The organism is Mesorhizobium sp. M8A.F.Ca.ET.057.01.1.1, from assembly GCF_003952565.1.
Taxonomy (GTDB): Bacteria; Pseudomonadota; Alphaproteobacteria; order Rhizobiales; family Rhizobiaceae; genus Mesorhizobium.
Genome location: NZ_CP034454.1, coordinates 4,834,761 through 4,852,474, shown reverse-complemented (window position 1 = coordinate 4,852,474; position 17,714 = coordinate 4,834,761). Strand labels below are relative to the sequence as shown.

General features: G+C 64.3%; 13 protein-coding genes and 1 pseudogene. 13 read left to right on the top strand and 1 reads right to left on the bottom strand.

Annotation, left to right across the window (positions count from 1 at the left end):
* The first annotated feature begins 3 nt into the window (after positions 1-3).
* From EJ077_RS23160 to EJ077_RS23105, 12 genes and pseudogenes are all read left to right on the top strand, one after another.
* Entirely contained in the window at positions 4-2,253 is a 2,250-nt protein-coding gene (locus EJ077_RS23160; protein ID WP_208696573.1) for a DUF5682 family protein, read from the top strand.
* On the top strand, positions 2,246-3,484 hold the full coding sequence (locus tag EJ077_RS23155; protein ID WP_208696571.1) for a VWA domain-containing protein: 1,239 nt from the start codon (positions 2,246-2,248) through the stop codon (positions 3,482-3,484). The genes EJ077_RS23160 and EJ077_RS23155 overlap by 8 nt, the downstream gene beginning before the upstream one ends.
* Positions 3,485-3,743: 259 nt before the next feature.
* Positions 3,744-4,718 carry a sugar-binding transcriptional regulator gene (locus tag EJ077_RS23150; RefSeq protein ID WP_208696570.1) on the top strand — a complete coding sequence of 325 codons (975 nt, stop codon included), beginning with the start codon at positions 3,744-3,746 and terminating at the stop codon, positions 4,716-4,718.
* 45 nt (positions 4,719-4,763) lie between these two features.
* Positions 4,764-6,209 (top strand): ABC transporter substrate-binding protein, encoded by a 1,446-nt coding sequence (locus EJ077_RS23145; RefSeq protein WP_127276374.1) that lies wholly within the window; start codon positions 4,764-4,766, stop codon positions 6,207-6,209.
* A gap of 159 nt (positions 6,210-6,368) precedes the next feature.
* Entirely contained in the window at positions 6,369-7,292 is a 924-nt protein-coding gene (locus tag EJ077_RS23140; RefSeq protein ID WP_127870623.1) for a carbohydrate ABC transporter permease, read from the top strand.
* Positions 7,293-7,301: 9 nt separating this feature from the next.
* Entirely contained in the window at positions 7,302-8,159 is an 858-nt protein-coding gene (locus EJ077_RS23135; RefSeq protein ID WP_127276378.1) for a carbohydrate ABC transporter permease, read from the top strand.
* 2 nt (positions 8,160-8,161) lie between these two features.
* Positions 8,162-9,280 (top strand): ABC transporter ATP-binding protein, encoded by a 1,119-nt coding sequence (locus tag EJ077_RS23130; RefSeq protein WP_208696568.1) that lies wholly within the window; start codon positions 8,162-8,164, stop codon positions 9,278-9,280.
* Positions 9,277-10,401, top strand: a complete 1,125-nt coding sequence (locus EJ077_RS23125; RefSeq protein WP_208696565.1) for an ABC transporter ATP-binding protein — start codon at positions 9,277-9,279, stop codon at positions 10,399-10,401. The genes EJ077_RS23130 and EJ077_RS23125 overlap by 4 nt, the downstream gene beginning before the upstream one ends.
* Positions 10,401-11,954, top strand: a complete 1,554-nt coding sequence (locus EJ077_RS23120) for an FGGY-family carbohydrate kinase (protein ID WP_208696563.1) — start codon at positions 10,401-10,403, stop codon at positions 11,952-11,954. The genes EJ077_RS23125 and EJ077_RS23120 overlap by 1 nt, the downstream gene beginning before the upstream one ends.
* Before the next feature lie 10 nt (positions 11,955-11,964).
* Positions 11,965-13,005, top strand: a complete 1,041-nt coding sequence (locus tag EJ077_RS23115; RefSeq protein ID WP_208696561.1) for a 2-hydroxyacid dehydrogenase — start codon at positions 11,965-11,967, stop codon at positions 13,003-13,005.
* Between the two features lie 38 nt (positions 13,006-13,043).
* The gene (locus EJ077_RS23110; protein WP_208696559.1) at positions 13,044-14,561 is read left to right on the top strand and encodes a glycerol-3-phosphate dehydrogenase; all 1,518 of its coding nucleotides are present in this window, start codon (positions 13,044-13,046) and stop codon (positions 14,559-14,561) included.
* A 48-nt stretch (positions 14,562-14,609) separates the two neighbouring features.
* A pseudogene (locus EJ077_RS23105) lies at positions 14,610-15,550 on the top strand (sugar phosphate isomerase/epimerase family protein).
* Positions 15,551-15,603: 53 nt separating this feature from the next.
* On the opposite strand, the gene fba reads toward EJ077_RS23105, so the two are convergent.
* Positions 15,604-16,668, bottom strand: coding sequence for a class II fructose-bisphosphate aldolase (gene fba, locus EJ077_RS23100; protein ID WP_208696557.1), 1,065 nt, complete (start codon positions 16,666-16,668; stop codon positions 15,604-15,606).
* 272 nt (positions 16,669-16,940) lie between these two features.
* Between fba and EJ077_RS23095 the strand changes: the two genes are divergently transcribed.
* On the top strand, positions 16,941-17,711 hold the full coding sequence (locus EJ077_RS23095) for a DeoR/GlpR family DNA-binding transcription regulator (RefSeq protein WP_208696554.1): 771 nt from the start codon (positions 16,941-16,943) through the stop codon (positions 17,709-17,711).
* The last annotated feature ends 3 nt before the right edge of the window (positions 17,712-17,714 follow it).

Below are 17,714 nucleotides of genomic sequence, written 5' to 3'. Positions count from 1 at the left end.
GCCATGGCGCAGGGCGAGGTTTCCTATTTCGGCATACGCCATCACGGGCCCGGCTCCGCCGACAGCCTAGTGCAGGCATTGCGGGACTTGAAACCGGTCGCCGTGCTGATCGAGGGGCCTGCGGATGCTTCCGCGCTGCTGCCGTTGCTCGCCCGCCCCGAAATGCAGCCTCCGGTGGCGCTGCTGTGCTATCCCGAAGACGATCCGGCTTCGACCAGCTTCTGGCCGTTCGCCGAGTTCTCGCCGGAATATCAGGCGACCCTGTGGGCCGTTGGCAACGGCGCTGCATTGCGGTTCATCGATCTGCCGTCATCGGCCCGGGTAGCACCGGCTGACGATGCGCAGGACGCTGCCGCCGAGGAAACGGGAGCCAAGGTCGAGACTGAAACGGCGCCGCATCTGCGTGACCCGATCGGCGCGCTGGCACAAGCCGCCGGCTACGAGGATGGCGAAAGCTGGTGGGCCGACATCATCGAGCAGAACCCGGAGCCGGGGCCGATCTTCGCGGCCATAGCCGATGCGATGACGACACTGCGCGAAGGCGAAGGTCCGCTTGCCGAATTCGAGGCCAAACGCGAAGCGCATATGCGGCTTGAGATCGCCGCCGCGCGCAAGGAATTCGATGGGCCGATCGCCGTCGTCTGCGGCGCCTTCCATGTGCCGGCATTGAAGGCGACACGTCCGCAAAAAGAGGATCAGGCCCTGCTGAAAGGACTGGCCCGGCGCAGGAGCACGATGACCTGGGCGCCTTGGACCGGACCGCGTCTGGCGCTTGGCTTCGGCTACGGCGCCGGCGTCGTCGCCCCGGGCTGGTGCAAGCATCTGTGGCGCACCCGCGGCCGACATGACGCGGCGACCTTGTGGCTCGCCATGATCGCCGCGGTGCTGAGGGCGAAGGGGCATATGGTGTCGACCGCCTCGCTGATCGAAGCCGAAAGGCTGGCCCGCGCGCTGGCTGTGATCCGCGAACGGCCAAAGCCCGGCTTCGAGGAATTGCGCGACGCGGCGATCGCCGCCCTGTTCAACGGCGAAGCCATCCTGTGGGCGCTGGTCGAGGCCGAATTGTTGTTGGGTGCGGATGTCGGCGAAATTCCGCCCGACACCCCGTTGGCGCCGCTGATCGAGGACCTGCAGCGCAACCAGAAGGCGGCGCGGCTGAAGCCCGAGGCGCTGGAGCGCGAATTGTCGGTCGACCTGCGCAGCGAAAGCGGGCTGTTTCGGTCGACCTTGCTGCACCGGCTGAATGTGCTTGGCGTGCATTGGGGCAAGCTGACCGACGCAGGCCGCAGCCGCGGCACCTTCCGCGAGCGCTGGACGCTGTCGTGGGAGCCGGAATTTGCCGTTCGCCTGGTCGAGAACCTGGTCCATGGCCCAACCATCGAAAAGGCCGCCAACGGACGGCTGATCCAGATGATTTCAGCGGCGTCATCCCTCGATGCGCTGGCGGCACTCGTACAAGGCGCCATCACGGCAAACCTGTCGGAAGCCTCGACCGTCGGTCTCGCGACGCTGGAGGAACGCGCGGCGCACAGCAGCGAATGCCTGGAAATCCTGGCATCGGTTCCGCCGCTCGCCGACATCATCCGCTATGGCGAAGCCCGCAAGACCGAAACCGCCCGCCTGTCCGGTCTTCTGGCGCGACTGATTGTCGAAGGCGGGATCGCACTCCCTTATGCCGCCCGTGATCTCGATGCGCAGGCTTCCTCCGCCCTGGTCGGCGTCATGCGCAAGGCCGACGAGGCAATCAAGCTGGTCGAATCGGAACAGGACGTTCTGGATGGCTGGCGCAACGGACTGGCGGCCGTGCTGGATGGATCGCGCTCGACGGCGCTGGTTGCCGGATGTGCCGCGCATCTGCTCTACGAGGCCGGCCATCTATCGGCTGAAGCAGCGGCGAGCCTGATCGCGCGGCGCCTGTCGCCCGGCACGGCGGTCACCGAGGCAGCGGGGTTCTTCGAGGGCTTCTTCAGCACCGCCGGCCAGCGGCTCATTTACGATGAAGGTTTGCGCGTCGCGGTGGACGCTTGGCTCAAATCGCTCGACGAGGAGGCATTCGTCGCGCATTTGCCGCTGTTGCGCCGGGTCTTTTCGCACCTCGACTCGATGGAGCGGCGGCGGCTGATCGAAGCGGTGCTTGGCCGCGCCAGAGGCCTGCCGGCCGGGCTGATCCCAACACCTGACGGCGGCGAGACGTGGCGTCGGCATCTCGATCGGCTCGCGCCATTGCTCAGGGGCGAGAATGGCCATGGATGATGACGGGATCGAAATGAGCGAATCCGGCCAGCCAGGCGACGAGCGCGAGCGCCGCTGGCGCCTGGCGATCGGCGCCGATGATCCGTCATCGGCAGCGCTTTCCGAGACCGACAAGCGGCTGTCGGCCGCACTCGATGCGCTCTATGGCGACGGCGCCGGCGACGCGGGTGCCGATCCGCGCAAGCGTCGCGGCGGGCTGGGGCGTTCGGCGCCGAAAGTCGCGCAATGGATGGGCGATATCAGGTCGTTCTTTCCAGCACAGGTGGTGCAGATCGTCCAGAAGGATGCCTTCGAACGGCTCAATTTGAAGCAGATGCTGATGGAGCCGGAATTCCTCAAGGCGATCGAGGCGGATGTCAATCTGGTCGCCGATCTGATCTCGCTGCGTTCGGTCATGCCGGCCAAGACCAAGGACGTCGCCCGCACGATCATCGCCGACATCGTCGCCAAGCTGATGCAACGGCTGGAGCAGAAGACCGCCGAGGCGATACGCGGTGCGCTCGACCGCTCGCGCCGCACCAACCGCCCACGCCAGCGCGACATAGATTGGCCGCGCACCATTTCGGCCAACCTTCGCCACTATCAGCCCGAGCACAAGACCATCGTGCCGGAAAGATTGATCGGCTTCATGCGCCAGCAGCGTCGGCTGGTCGATCTGGACGAGGTCGTGCTGTGCGTCGACCAGTCCGGGTCGATGGCCAGTTCCGTGATCTATGCCTCGATATTCGCCGCCGTGATGGCCTCCTTGCCGGTGGTGCGGACCAAGCTGGTCTGCTTCGACACCGCGATCGTCGACCTGACCGAAGAGCTCAGCGATCCGATCGAGGTGCTGTTCGGCGTGCAGCTTGGCGGCGGCACCGACATCAACCAGGCGGTCGCCTATTGTGCCGACCGCATCGAACGGCCGACCAAGTCGCATATGGTGCTGATCACCGACCTCTATGAAGGCGGCAACGGCCAGGAATTGCTGCAGCGGATGGCGGCACTCGTTCGCTCGGGCGTCAATGTCGTGGTGCTTCTGGCGCTGACCGATCAGGGCAGGCCGGGTTATGACCCCAAAATGGCCGGGTCGGTGGCGGCACTCGGCATTCCCGTCTTTGCCTGCACGCCGGATCTGTTTCCCGACATGATGGCCACGGCACTGCGCCGCGAGGATATCGGCGCCTGGGCGGCCGGGGTCGATATCAAGCTGGTACGCGCCGAGGCCGACAGTTCCATGGCTGGCACGTAGGGCGCGATTATCTTCGCGCTGCCTGGAACCGCTTGGCGTCGCCAGAGCGACAATTCAGAAACAACTTCGAAGGACCCGCGGTGCTGACAGGCACCGCGGAGGAGCCGCTTTGCATCCCCATGTGCTGACATCGCCAGAAGGCCGGCCGACGCCGGCCTTTGCCGTCATGTCGTGAATTGCGCGCAGCAGTCGCTTGACTCTGATCGAGCCATGTGAAAAATTTTGCAGCAACTGATAAAAATATCACTGGGACGGAAACGTGGTTGGTTTTGGAAACGGCCTTTTGCGCGACGATGACGCCAGCATGGCGGCGCGCGCCGCATGGCTTCACTACGCCGGCGGCCTGACCCAGTCAGAGGTTGCCAAGCGGCTGGGGCTGACCAGCCTCAAGGCCCACCGCCTCATCACCAAGGCCAACCAGGAAGGGCTGGTGAAGGTCTATATCGACGCTGAAGTGTCGGAATGTGTCGAGCTCGAGGACGAATTGTCCCGCCGCTACGGCCTCGATTATTGCGAGGTGGTTCCGGATTTCGATTCCGAGGAACTGCCGCTCAAGGCGCTCGGTATTGCGGGTGCGCAGTTCCTCAAGCGCGAGATCGAGCGCGGCGAGCAGGCGCTGATCGGCGTCGGCCACGGCCGCACGCTCGCCGCCTGCGTCGAATATCTGCCGCGCACCACCACCGACCGGATCCGTTTCGTTTCTCTGCTCGGCGGCCTGACGCGGAAATTCTCGGCCAATCCGCATGACGTCATCCATCGTCTCGCCGAACGCACCGGCGCCGAAGCCTATGTGATGCCGGTTCCGATGTTCGCCAACACGGCGGAGGACCGCATCGTGCTGCTGGGACAGAAGGGCGTCAGCGAGGTCTTCGATCTCGCGCGGTCCGCCGACTTGTTGTTCGCCGGCATCGGTACCGCCGAACGCGAGGCGTCGCTGGTCGCCACCGGCATGATCGAAAAGGGCGAGATGGAGGAGATCCGCCGCAATGGCGGTGTCGGCGAATTGCTTGGCCATTTCTTCGACGAAGCCGGCAAGGCAGTGGCGACGACCGTTTCCAACCGGGCACTGGCGCTGGCGCGCGAGGATATCGCCAGCCGCCGGATCGTCGCCGTCGCCGGCGGCAGGATCAAGGTTCGCGCCATCAAGTCGGTGCTGGAGGGGCGCTATCTCAAGGGCCTGATAACGGACGAGCGGACGGCGCGATCGCTCGTGGAAGAGACGCCGGTCGGGTAGCCGGCAACAGTTCAGTTGAAACTACCCTGTGGAGGAGAAGACGAAATGCATGAGAAAGAGAAAGACCTCATAGACGCCTTCCTGCGCGGACAAGTCGACCGTCGCGGATTGATCAAGGGCCTGGGTGCGATGGGCCTTGCAGCCGGCACCGCCGGCACGCTGCTCAATCTTGGGCAGACCCGCGCTCTCGCCGCGGACTTCGATTGGCAGGCGCATAAGGGCAAGACCATCAAGCTCCTGCTCAACAAGCATCCCTATGCCGACGCCATGATCGCCGACCTCGAGAACTTCAAGAAGCTGACCGGCATGAACGTCGTCTATGACGTCTTCCCCGAAGACGTTTATTTCGACAAGGTGACGGCGGCACTGTCGGCGAGTTCGCCCGAATACGACGCCTTCATGACCGGCGCCTACATGACCTGGACCTACGGCCCGGCCGGCTGGATCACCGACCTCAATGAATGGATCAAGGATCCGGCCAAGACCAACCCGAATTATGCCTGGGACGACTTCCTGCCCGGCGTCAAGAATTCCTGCGCCTGGAATGGCAAGCCGGGCGGCGCGCTGGGTTCGGATGATGCCAAGCAGTGGTGCATTCCGTGGGGGTTCGAGCAGAACAACATCACCTACAACAAGGCCATGTTCGACAAGGCGGGCGTCAAGATCCCCGGCAATATGGACGAGATGGTGGCCGCGGCCGCCAAGCTCACCAAGGATGTCGGTGGTGGCGTCTATGGTATCGGCGTGCGCGGTTCGCGCTCCTGGGCGACCATCCATCCCGGCTTCCTGTCGGCTTACGCCAATTTCGATCAGAAGGACCTGAATGTCTCGGCCGATGGCAAATTGTCGGCCGCGATGAACACCGCCCAGTCCAAGGCTTTCCACAAGCAATGGGTTCAGATGATCCAGGAGAGCGGCCCCAAGGACTGGTCGACCTATACATGGTATCAGGTCGGCACCGATCTCGGCGCCGGCGCCTCGGCCATGATCTTCGACGCCGACATCCTCGGCTACTTCATGAATGGCGGCGACAACAAGATGGCCGGCAAGCTCGCTTTTGCTAGCTTCAAGGCCAACCCGGCAGCCAAGGCGGCGACACCGAACATCTGGATCTGGTCGCTGGCGATGTCCAATTTCTCGAAGGACAAGGACGCCACCTGGTACTTCATGCAATGGGCCTCGGGGCCGGAGCATGGGCTGTTCGGCGCCACCAAGATGGACTTCGTCAATCCGGTCCGCCAATCGGTGTGGAAGGACGAGATGTTCCGGGAAAAGCTGAACAAGAGCTACCCCGGCTATGTCGAGATGTTCGACGCCTCGGCGCCGGGCGCCTCGATCAAGTTCACCGCGCAGCCGCTGTTCTTCGACCTCACCACCGAATGGGCGGCGACGCTGCAGAAGATGGTGGCCAAGGAAGTGCCGGTCGACGAGGGCCTCGACAAGCTCGCCGAAAGCATCAACGGCCAGCTCAAGGAAGCCGGTCTCGGTTAAGTCGCAATGAGGGCCGGCCTGTTTGGCGGGGCGGCCCTCGTCTAACCTTTTCATGTTTGCGATGCGGTGCCGAAAGGTGACCGCCATTTCGCCCGACCGGCCGCCTTGCTCCCTTGGGCGGCCGGCAGGGCGAAGCGACAGCAACAACGGAGCAGCTCGATGACTGCGGTGGTATCGCAAAGGCTCAAGCCATCCGGCTTCAGGATCAGCAAGCGGGTGCTGCCCTATGTGCTCAGCCTGCCGGCTCTGCTGGTCTGCATCGGCATCCTGATCCCGTTCCTGACCTCGGTCGTTTACTCGTTCCAACGTTATCGGCTGAGCCAGCCCTGGGCGCGGCAGTTCAACTGGGGCGACAACTACATCTCCTTCTTCACCGATCCGAAGTTCTGGAACACGTTGAAGATCTCACTGCTCTATGCCGGCACCACGGTCGTGCTGGAACTGCTTTTGGGTCTTGCTATCGCGCTGTTGCTGCAGAAGCGCTCGACGCTCAACAACTTCATCTCGATCATGCTGTTGATGCCGCTGATGACGGCGCCCGCACTGGCGGCGCTGATGTGGAAGCTGATGACCAATCCCGGCTTCGGCGTGCTGAGCTATCTCGCCAGCCTCATTGGGCTGCAGGATTTCCGCTGGGCCTCGTCGCCGTCAACGGCGCTGTTCACCGTGGTGCTGGTCGACATATGGGTCTACACGCCCTTCATCATGATCCTGCTGCTTGCCGGCCTGCGCAGCCTGCCGACGCAGCCCTTCGAGGCGGCGGCTCTCGATGGCGTGCCGAGGAGCTTCGTCTTCTTCCGCATCACGCTGCCGATGCTGACGCCCTATATCCTGACGGCGACTTTGTTCCGCCTGCTCGATTCCATCCAGCAGTTCGACATCATCTATGCGATGACCCAGGGCGGGCCGGGCGACACGTTGACCGTCTTCCAGGTCGAGGCCTATCTCAACTTCTTCCAGTCGACCAATGTCGGCCGCTCGGCGGCGCTGATGATCATCCTGTGGGCGATCACCTATTTCCTCTCCAACATCTTCATCAAGAACTGGCTCCGGCTGCGCGAACGCGCCCGTGGCCAGGCATAGGAGGCGGCCATGGAACACACCTCCTTGCTCGAACGCATCCTGCGCGGCGCGGCGCTGACGCTGGTCGTGATTTTCTTCATGTTCCCGATCGTCTGGATCTTCATGATGTCGTTCCAGACCAACGAGACCATCCTGCGCATCCCGCCCCAGCTCATCTTCGAGCCGACGCTCGCCAATTACACGGCGCTGATTACCGGCAAGCTGATGACCGCCGCCGGCACGCTCGACATCGCCTTCATGCGCAATCTCTGGAACTCCGTGTTCCTGTCGGTGACCTCGGTTGCGGTGTCGCTGCTGCTCGGTGTGCCGGCCGCCTATGCCTTCGCGCGCCACAAGTTCCGGGGCTCGGAGGACATCGCCTTTACGCTGCTGTCGTTCAAGTTCGCGCCGGCGCTCTTGGTGCTGTTGCCGCTCACCCTCTATTTCCAGAAGCTTGGCCTCGCCAACACCTATATCGGGCTGATCTGGGTCTACCAGCTGATCTGCCTGCCGCTGATCCTGTGGATCGTGCGCGGCTATTTCGAGGACATTCCGGCCGACATCGAATATGCCTATCGCATCGGGGGCCATTCCTGGTTCGCCACCTTCCGCAAGATCGCGCTGCCACTCGCCGGTCCGGGCATCGCGGCGGCCGGCCTGCTCGCCTTCATCTTCGCCTGGAACAATTTCGTTTTCGCGCTGGTGCTGGCTTCGGCCGACAAGCAGCCGGTGACGGTCGGTGCGCTCGCCTTCATCACCTCGTCAGGCATCCAGTACGGCCAGATCTCGGCGGCCATCGTGCTCTCGATCACGCCGACGCTGGCGCTCGCTCTCTACGCACAGCGCTATCTGGTCGAAGGCCTGTCGCTCGGCGCGGTGAAAGGATAGACATGGCCAACCTCGAACTCAGAAATATCGTCAAGCGCTACAAGAGCCAGACCGTCCTCGACAATCTGTCGCTGACCGTCGCCGATGGCGAGACGCTGGTGCTGTTCGGCCCTTCGGGCGCGGGCAAGACGGTGCTGCTGCGCCTCGTCGCCGGCGTCATCGACCCCGAGGAAGGCAAAATATTCATCGGCGGCGAGGACATGACCGATGTCGACGCGGAATTCCGTGGCGTCGGCATGGCGTTCCAGAATTTCGCGCTGTTTCCGCATATGAGCGCCTTCGACAACATCGCCACGCCGCTGGAGGCCAAGCGTTCCTCGCAAGGCGCCATCAAGGCCGGCGTCGAGAGCGTCGCCAAGCTGTTGAAGATCAGCCATGTGCTCTCCCACAAGCCGCGCGCGCTCTCCAACGGCCAGAAGCAACGCACGGCCCTTGCCCGCGCACTGGTCGGCTCGCCGCCGCTGCTGCTGCTCGACGATCCCTTGCGCAATGTCGATGCCAAGCTACGTTTCGAGATGCGGCTCGAACTGCCGCGGCTGCTCGCCGATCGCGGCGCCACCGTCGTCTACGTCACCCAGGACTACAAGGAAGCCATGGCGCTCGGCGACCGCATCGCGGTGATGTCGCAAGGCGTCATCCGGCAGCTCGGCACGCCCGAGCAGATCTATCGCGAGCCGGCCAATATCGAGATCGCGCGGCTGTTCGGCGATCCGACCATCAACCTGCTCGACGTCAAGCCCGCGCGGGACGCCAGGGGTATCTATGTCGGCCTGTCCAATGTCCAGGTCCATCTCACCGATGCTCCCGAAACCGCCATCGGCCGCGACTGCATCATCGGGCTGCGGCCCGAGGCACTGCATTTCGTTGGCGACAACGAGCCCGGCGCCATTCCGGTGACGGTCGAGGCCGAGACGCCACTCAACGAGAAGATCGTTACCTTGGTGCGCACCGTTCGCGGCCGTGAAATCCTGGTCTCGCGTCCGGCCGGAACGCCGGGCCGCAGCGAAGGCAAGGCCCATATCGCCGTCGACGGCAAGAGCGCCTTGCTGTTCGATCACGCCAGTGGCGAGCGCATCGGCGCCAAGAACATCGTCAATCTGCGCAGCGGAGAAGCGGCATGAGCGCCAGCGCACTCACCATTTCAGGCGTCGACAAATTCTATGGCCCGATCGACAGGGGCGTTCACGCCGTCAAGAACCTGACCATGGAGATCGGCAAGGGCGAGATCGTGGCGCTGCTCGGCTCGTCGGGCTGCGGCAAGACCTCGACCTTGCGCATGATCGCCGGCTTCGAAGAGGTCTCGCGCGGCGCGATCGCGGTTGCCAGCCGCCAGGTCCACACTTTGCCGCCTGTCAGGCGCAATGTGGCGATGGCCTTCGAGGGCTACTCGCTCTATCCGCCGCTGACCGTGCGCGAGAACATGGCCTTCGCGCTCAAGGCCGCAAGGCTGCCCAGGAGCGAGGTCGATGCCAAGGTCGCCAGCATCGCCAAGCTGCTGGAGATCGAGGACATACTGGAGCGCTATCCCAGTTCCATCTCGGGCGGCCAGCAGCAGCGCGCCAGTCTTGGGCGGGCGTTGATCCGGGAAGCCGACCTGCATCTGCTCGACGAGCCGATGGGGCAGCTTGAGCCGCAGCTTCGCGCCGTGCTGCGCGGCCGTATCAAGCACTTCATCAAGGAGCGCGGCCTGACCGCGATCCTGGTCACCCACGACCAGACCGAGGCCAATGCGCTTGCCGACCGCATCGCGGTGATGGAAGGCGGCGTGCTGCAGCAGTTCGACACGCCGGACCGGATCAAGGAGCGCCCGGCCAACCTGTTCACCGGCACCTTCGTCGGCGAGCCGCCGATGAATGTCTTCGAGGCCTTTGTCGGGACCGCCGCCGGCCGCATCAATCTGCGGCTGCCCGACGGGCTGTCGCTCGATTATGACAAGGACGCCTTCAGCGCTCCGGTGCGCGACCAGTTGCTCAGCCGCGAACGGGTGGTCATCGGCATCAGGCCCTACGCGGTCCGGCGCTCGAAGGAGGGTGTCCCGGCCACGGTCTCGGCCAACCAGTGGCTCGGCGACCAGACCCACATCGCAGCCGATTTCGCCGGCGGCTCGCTGGTCCTGGTCGAGCATGACCGCACCCGGCTCGACCTCGGCGCGCCCATCAATGTCAGCATCGATCCGAAAAACCTGCACGTCTTCGACCAGGCGAGCGGCAAGGCCATCTCGCACGGCATGGAGCTCGCGTGATGCGCGACATATTCATCGGCATCGACGCAGGCACCTCCGTCATCAAGTCCATCGCTTTCGACACCAAGGGCCGCCAGATCGCGGCGGCGGCGACTCCGAACCATTATGAGACGCTGCCGGGCGGCGGCGCCGAACAGGATCTGGCGCGCACCTGGGCCGATGCCGCCACGACCCTGCTCCAGCTCGCCGACAAGGTGCCGGATCTCGCCAGCCGGACCGTCGCCATCGCGGTCACCGGGCAGGGCGACGGCACCTGGTTGATCGACGGCAAGGGCGAGCCGGTGGCGAAGGGCTGGCTCTGGCTCGACGCGCGCGCCGCCGGCGTCGTCGAGGAAATCCGCGCGCGGCCCGATGACCGGCTCCGTTTCGAAAAGACCGGCAGCGGGCTCGCCGCCTGCCAGCAGGGCTCGCAGTTCGTCTTCATGAAGCGCACCATGCCCGAAATGCTCGGCAAGGCAGCCACCGCCTTTCACTGCAAGGACTGGCTCTATTTCAAGCTGACCGGCGAGCGCGCCACCGATCCGTCGGAAGGGACTTTCACCTTCGGCGACTTCCGCACCCGCGATTATAGCGACGAGGTGCTCGACGTCCTCGGCGTCACCGATCTCAGGCACCTGCTGCCGCCGATCGTCGACGGCACGAGGCACAGCACCGGACTGTCGGCGGCCGCCGCGGCCGTCACCGGCATGCTTGCCGGGACCCCCGTCGTGCTCGGTTATGTCGACGTCGTCTGCACCGCGCTCGGCGCCGGCCTTCTCGACCGCGAGCGCAAGCCCGGCTGCTCGATCATCGGTTCCACCGGCATGCATATGCGGCTGGCCGAGACGCCTGACGATGTGCAGCTCAACGAGGCGGCGACCGGCTACACCATGGCGATGCCTGCACCAGGCGTGTTCGCACAGATGCAGTCCAACATGGCGGCGACGCTCAACATCGACTGGGTGCTAGGGCTTGCCTCGGGCATTCTCGCCTCGCAAGGCATAACCCGCAGCAATGGCGAGATGATCGCGCTGGTCGATGCCTGGATCGCGGCATCGCGGCCGGCTTCGCTGCTCTACCAGCCCTACGTGTCGGAAGCCGGCGAGCGGGGACCGTTCGTCGATGCCAATGCCAGGGCCGGCTTCGTCGGCATTTCCTCGCGGCACGGCTACGCCGATCTGGTGCGCGCCGTCTTCGAAGGCTTGGCCTTCGCGGCGCGCGACTGCTATGCCGCCATGGGGCCGCTGCCACGCGAAATTCGCCTGACCGGCGGTGCCGCCAGAAGCCCGGCGCTGCGCAAGATCCTGGGCGCGGCCATTGGCGCCGACACGCGCACCAGCGCGCGTGAGGAGGCCGGTGCGGCCGGTGCGGCGATGATTGCCGCGGTCTGCGTCGGCCAATACGCCTCCATGGACGAATGCGTCGGCGAATGGGTGACGCCGTTGCTCGGCGAGGCCGAGCGGAGCGACCCGGACCTTGCCGCGATCTACGACAGAATGACCCCGTCCTACATGCTGGCGCACCAGGCCTTGCGGCCGGTCTGGCGTGCCATGGCCACATCGCAGGAAAATTGAGAAGTCGAGTATGCGTAAAAAGATAGCAATCATTGGCGACAACTTCATGCTGCCGGAGGTATTTCGCGCCAAAATCGAGAAGGTCGCCGGCGGCGACTTCGATATCAGGACATTGCAGACGGCTTGGCCCGACGAGCCCATGGAGTTCGGCAATCCGGCACTCGGCCTCGACAAGGTCAAGGAGTACTTCGGCGATCCCGACGAGGTCGTCGATTTCATCGGCGATGCCGAAATCCTCGTCACCCAGCTCGCGCCCTTGTCGGAAAGCATGATGCGGCGCCTGCCTGATCTCAAGCTGGTGGCGGTGTCGCGCGGCGGACCGATCAATATCGACATGGAAGCGGCCAGAGCGCACGGAATCACCGTAGTCAACGTGCCCGGCCGCAACGCCACCGCCGTGGCTGAGTTCACCATCGGCGCCATCCTGGCCGAAACGCGGCTGATCCGGGTCGGCCACGAAGCCCTGCGCAAGGGGGAATGGCGCGGCGATCTCTACCGTGCCGACCGCACCGGCCGCGAACTCGGCGAAATGACGGTCGGCGTCGTCGGCTACGGCAATATCGGCACGAAAGTGGTGCGCCTGCTGCGCGCCTTCGGCTGCCATGTCCTGGTCAGCGATCCCTATGTGCAGTTGAGCGCCGAGGACCGCAACGCCGGCGTCGAACTGGTTGCGCTCGACGATCTCCTGTCGCGCTCCGACGTGGTGACGCTGCATTCGCGGGTGACGCAGGAGACACGCGGCCTGATCGGCAAGGACACAATCGGGCGGATGAAGCCTGGGGTAATTTTCGTCAATACGGCGCGCGGACCGCTGGTCGACTATAACGCGCTCTACGAGGCGCTGGTTTCGGGGCAGATCGCCAGCGCCATGCTGGAAACCTTCGCGGTCGAGCCGGTGCCATCGGACTGGCCGTTGCTGCAGCTGCCCAACGTGACGCTGACGCCGCATATCGCCGGCGCTTCGGTACGCACCGTGACCTATGCCGCCGAGCAGGCCGCCGACGAGGTGCGCCGCTACCTGGCCGGCCTGCCTCCGGTCAATCCGTGCTGAGCCACGGCCATGGAGCGCAAACCCGGCATGGACACGAGATGAGCGACGGCCCTGACATCGTCGACCTCTTCGTCATCGGCGGCGGCGTCAACGGCGCCGGCATCGCGCGCGACGCCGCCGGCCGTGGCCTTTCGGTCATCCTGTGCGAGAAGGACGATCTCGCCCAAGGCACCAGCTCGCGCTCGGGCAAGCTCGTCCATGGCGGGCTGCGCTATCTCGAATATTACGAGTTCCGCCTGGTGCGCGAGGCACTGATCGAGCGCGAGGTGCTACTGGAATCGGCGCCGCACATCATCTGGCCGATGCGCTTCGTGCTACCGCACAGCCCGGACGACCGGCCGGCATGGCTGGTGCGGCTCGGCCTGTTCCTCTACGACCATCTCGGCGGCCGCAAGCGGCTGCCCGCCACCCGCACGCTCGACCTGCGCACCGCGCCCGAGGGCGCGCCGATCAGGGACAGTTTCAAGCGCGGCTTCGAATATTCCGACTGCTGGGTCGACGATGCCCGCCTCGTCGTCATCAACGCGCTCGATGCCGCCGAACGGGGCGCGAAGGTCTTCACCCGCACCGCCTGCATCGCCGCCCGCCGCGAGGGCGGCGTCTGGGTCGTCGAGATGCGCGACGTCAGGAGCGGCATCAAGACCAGTGTGCGGGCACGCGCGCTGATCAATGCCGCCGGTCCATGGGTCAACGACATCGTCAACCGCGTTGCCGGCCAGAATTCCAGGCGCAATGTCCGCCTGGTCAAGGGCAGCCATATCGTCGTGCCCAAATTCTGGGAGGGCCGGCAGGCCTATCTCGTCCAGAACAGCGACAGGCGCGTCATCTTCATCAATCCGTACCAGAACGATCTCGCTTTGATCGGAACCACCGACATTCCCTACGAAGGCCGGCCCGAGGACGTGAGCGCGGATGAGAGCGAGATCGACTACCTCATCAGAGTGGTCAACCGCTATTTCAAGCGCGGCCTTGCGCGCAACGACGTGATCTATTCCTTCTCTGGCGTCAGGCCGCTCTATGACGACAACGCCGACAATCCGAGTGCGGTGACCCGCGACTATATTTTCGAACTCGATGCGCCGGAGACGCAGGCCCCGCTGCTCTCCGTCTTCGGCGGCAAGATCACCACCTTCCGCAAACTGGCCGAGCATGCGCTGGACAGGATCGCACCGTTCTTTCCGAAGATGGGCAAGCCCTGGACAGGGAAGGCGCATTTGCCCGGCGGGGACATCGCCAATGCCGACTTCGAACAGTTTCTCGGCGACCTCGCAAATGAGTATCCATGGATGCCGGCATCGCTGCTCAAGCATTACGGCCGCCTCTACGGCACCAGGACGCGGTCCGTGGTTGGCGGCGCCCGATCGCTCGCCGCGCTGGGGCGGTGCTTCGGCAAGGATTTCTTCGAGCGCGAGGCGAACTATCTCTTCGAACAGGAGTGGGCGGAAGACGCGGCCGATATTCTCGAACGGCGCACCAAGCATGGCCTGCATCTGTCCGCCGAGGAGAAGTCGGCCTTCGAGCATTGGTGCGCGAGCCGGCAGGCGAGGGCAGGCTGATGGCGCTCATGGCCCCTGTTCGGCGACGGCGTTGAAGGGATCGCGACCTTGGCCTTCACGCTCTCCCTCAACACCAATCCGCTGGTCAACCGCTTCGCCGAGCCGGACGATCTGATCGACACCATCGCCTACGGCATCGGCATCAGGGACATTCAGCTCACACATGAATTCGTCAATCCGGGTTGGCCGGCGGCGACGATCGTCAAATTCGTCCGCCTGTTCCGCAACGCCTTGAACCGCACCGGCGTGCGCGTCACTTCCGGCATGACCGGCCCCTACGGCCGGCTCAACCATTTCGGCCATCCCGACGCCGACGTGCGTCGCTACTATGTCGACTGGTTCAAGACCTTCGCCGATATCTCGGCTGAGCTTGGCGCCGGCGGCATGGGCACGCAGTTCGCCATCTTCACGCATCGCGACTTCGACGATCCTGACCGCCGCGCGCGTCTGTTCGATATCGCGCTGGACTGCTGGAGGGAGGTCGCCGAACACGCCCGGGCGGCAGGCCTGACCTACCTGTTCTGGGAGCCGATGTCGGTCGCCCGCGAATTCGGCCACACCATCGAAAACTGCCTGAGGCTGCAGGATGCGATCGATGCGGCCGGAATGGCCATTCCGCTTGAGATGATGGTCGACATCGACCATGGCGACGTGACCTCCTCCAACCCGGCCGACATCGATCCCTATGCCTGGGCCGAAGCCTTCCCCTGAAGTCGCCGATCATTCACATCAAGCAATCGTCGATGAACAAGGGCGGCCACTGGCCGTTCACCGCAGCCCACAACAAGGACGGCCGCATCACGCCTGAAAAGCTGCTGGAGACGGTGCGGCGCGGCGGCGGCACCGACAACGAAATCTGTCTCGAACTGTCGTTCCGCGAGCGCGAGCCGGTCGACCACCAGGTGGTCGCCATGATCCGCGAGTCGGTCGACTATTGGGCGCCCTTCATCGAGACCGGCAGGGCTGACCTGCTGCCGAACGCTGGATAGAAATGGACAGGAGCCGGTAGGGCTCCTGCCCGTAAAATGCAGATGGATCGAACTTAGCCGAACTTCGGGTCGAGGCTGCCCGACTTGTAGCGCTTGGCCATTTCCGAGACCGGCAGCGGCTTGATCTTCGGCGCATTGCCGGCCGTGCCGAACTGCTCGAAGCGCTCCTTGCAGAGCTTCCTCATCGCCGCCATCGCCGGCGTCAGGTATTTGCGCGGATCGAACTCGCTCGGGTTTTCGGTCAGCACCTTGCGGATCGCGCCGGTCAGCGCCATGCGGTTGTCGGTGTCGATGTTGATCTTGCGCACGCCATGCTTGATGCCGCGCTGGATCTCTTCCACCGGCACGCCCCAGGTCGGCTTCATCTTGCCGCCATATTTGTTGATGATCTCCTGCAGGTCCTCCGGCACGGAGGACGATCCGTGCATGACCAGATGCATGTTCGGCAGCCGGCGGTGGATCTCCTCGATGACGTTCATCGCCAGCACCGCGCCGTCGGGCTTGCGCGAGAATTTATAGGCGCCGTGGCTGGTGCCCATAGCCACCGCCAGCGCATCGACATGGGTGTCGCGCACGAACTGTTCGGCCTGCACCGGATCGGTCAAGAGCTGGTCATGGCTGATCGCGCCTTCGACGCCGTGGCCGTCTTCCTCCTCGCCGCCGCCGCTCTCCAGCGAACCCAGAACGCCGATCTCGCCTTCCACGGAGACGCCGCCCCAATGCGCCATGTCGACGACGCGCTTGGTGATGCCAGAATTATACGCATAGTCGGCCGGCGACTTGCCGTCCTCCTTGAGCGAACCGTCCATCATCACCGAGGTGAAGCCGTATTGGATGGCGGTGACGCAGGTGGCTTCGTTGTTGCCATGGTCGAGATGCATGCAGACCGGGATGTCCGGGTGGATTTCCACCAGTGCGTCGATCAGCTTGGCCAGCACGACGTCATTGGCGTAGGCGCGAGCGCCGCGGCTTGCCTGCAGGATGACCGGCGACTTGGTCTCCTCCGCGGCCTCCATGATGGCGAGGCCTTGTTCCATGTTGTTCATGTTGAAGGCCGGCACGCCATAGCCGTATTCGGCGGCGTGATCGAGCAATTGTCTCAATGTGATGCGAGCCAACGATTAGTCTCCCGTATCTGGTTTCAAACCCGTGGTTGCGGGCTGTCCGCGCATCGTTCAGCCCACCGATGCTTCTGGCCGGAATTCCGCGCAACCGCAACCGTGACAGACCGTCCCGGCCGCAATTCTTGTTACAGCGTCGCGATAAAAGGCGGCGAAATATCCCATGAAAATATCACATTATCACAAAAATAGTGATACATGTGCGATGATACCTGCTATATCTGGGCTCGATCAAGCAGCCAGAGTTCTGCGTTGGCGGGTCGGCGATAATGAAGAGCGACAACAGACGGCAAGGCATCATGGATTTCCTGGTGGACGCCGGGGCGGCGAGCGTCGACGACCTCGCTTCGCGTTTCGGCGTCTCCAGGATGACCGTGCATCGCGACCTGGACGAACTCGAGGAGAGCGGCTTCCTGCGCAAGGTGCGCGGCGGCGCCTCGATCCAGCCGAGCAGCCTTTTTGAAAGCGATTTCCGCTATCGGCAGAAGCAGGCGATCGGGGAAAAGCAGCGCCTTGCGGCGGCCGCCGTGACCATGATCGAACCCGGCCAGACGGTCATCATCGACGACGGCTCGACGGCGGGCGGCATCGCGCGGCATCTCGCCGATCTCAGGCCGCTGACCGTGATCACCAACAACCTCGCCGTCATCCAGGATCTGGCCGGCGCCGGAGGCATCAACCTGATCGCGCTCGGCGGCCAGTACTCGAAGAAATTCCATGGCTTCTTCGGCCTGCTCGCAGAGGCGTCGCTGCGGTCGCTGCGCGCCGACGTCGCCTTCCTGTCCTCATCCGCCATCCACGGCGCCTCCGCATTCCATCAAGACCAGGAAGTGGTGCAGGCCAAGCGGCTGATGATGGCCGCGGCGACCCGCAAATACCTTCTGGTCGATCACGGCAAGTTTGGCCGCAGCGCGCTGCATTTTTTGACCGATCTCAAGGCATTCGACGCCGTCTTCACCGGGCGCGAGCCAGAGCCCGGGATGCGCTCGACGCTGGATGCGGCGGGGGTTTCGCTGACGGTCGTCGCCGATAAGGATTGAGGG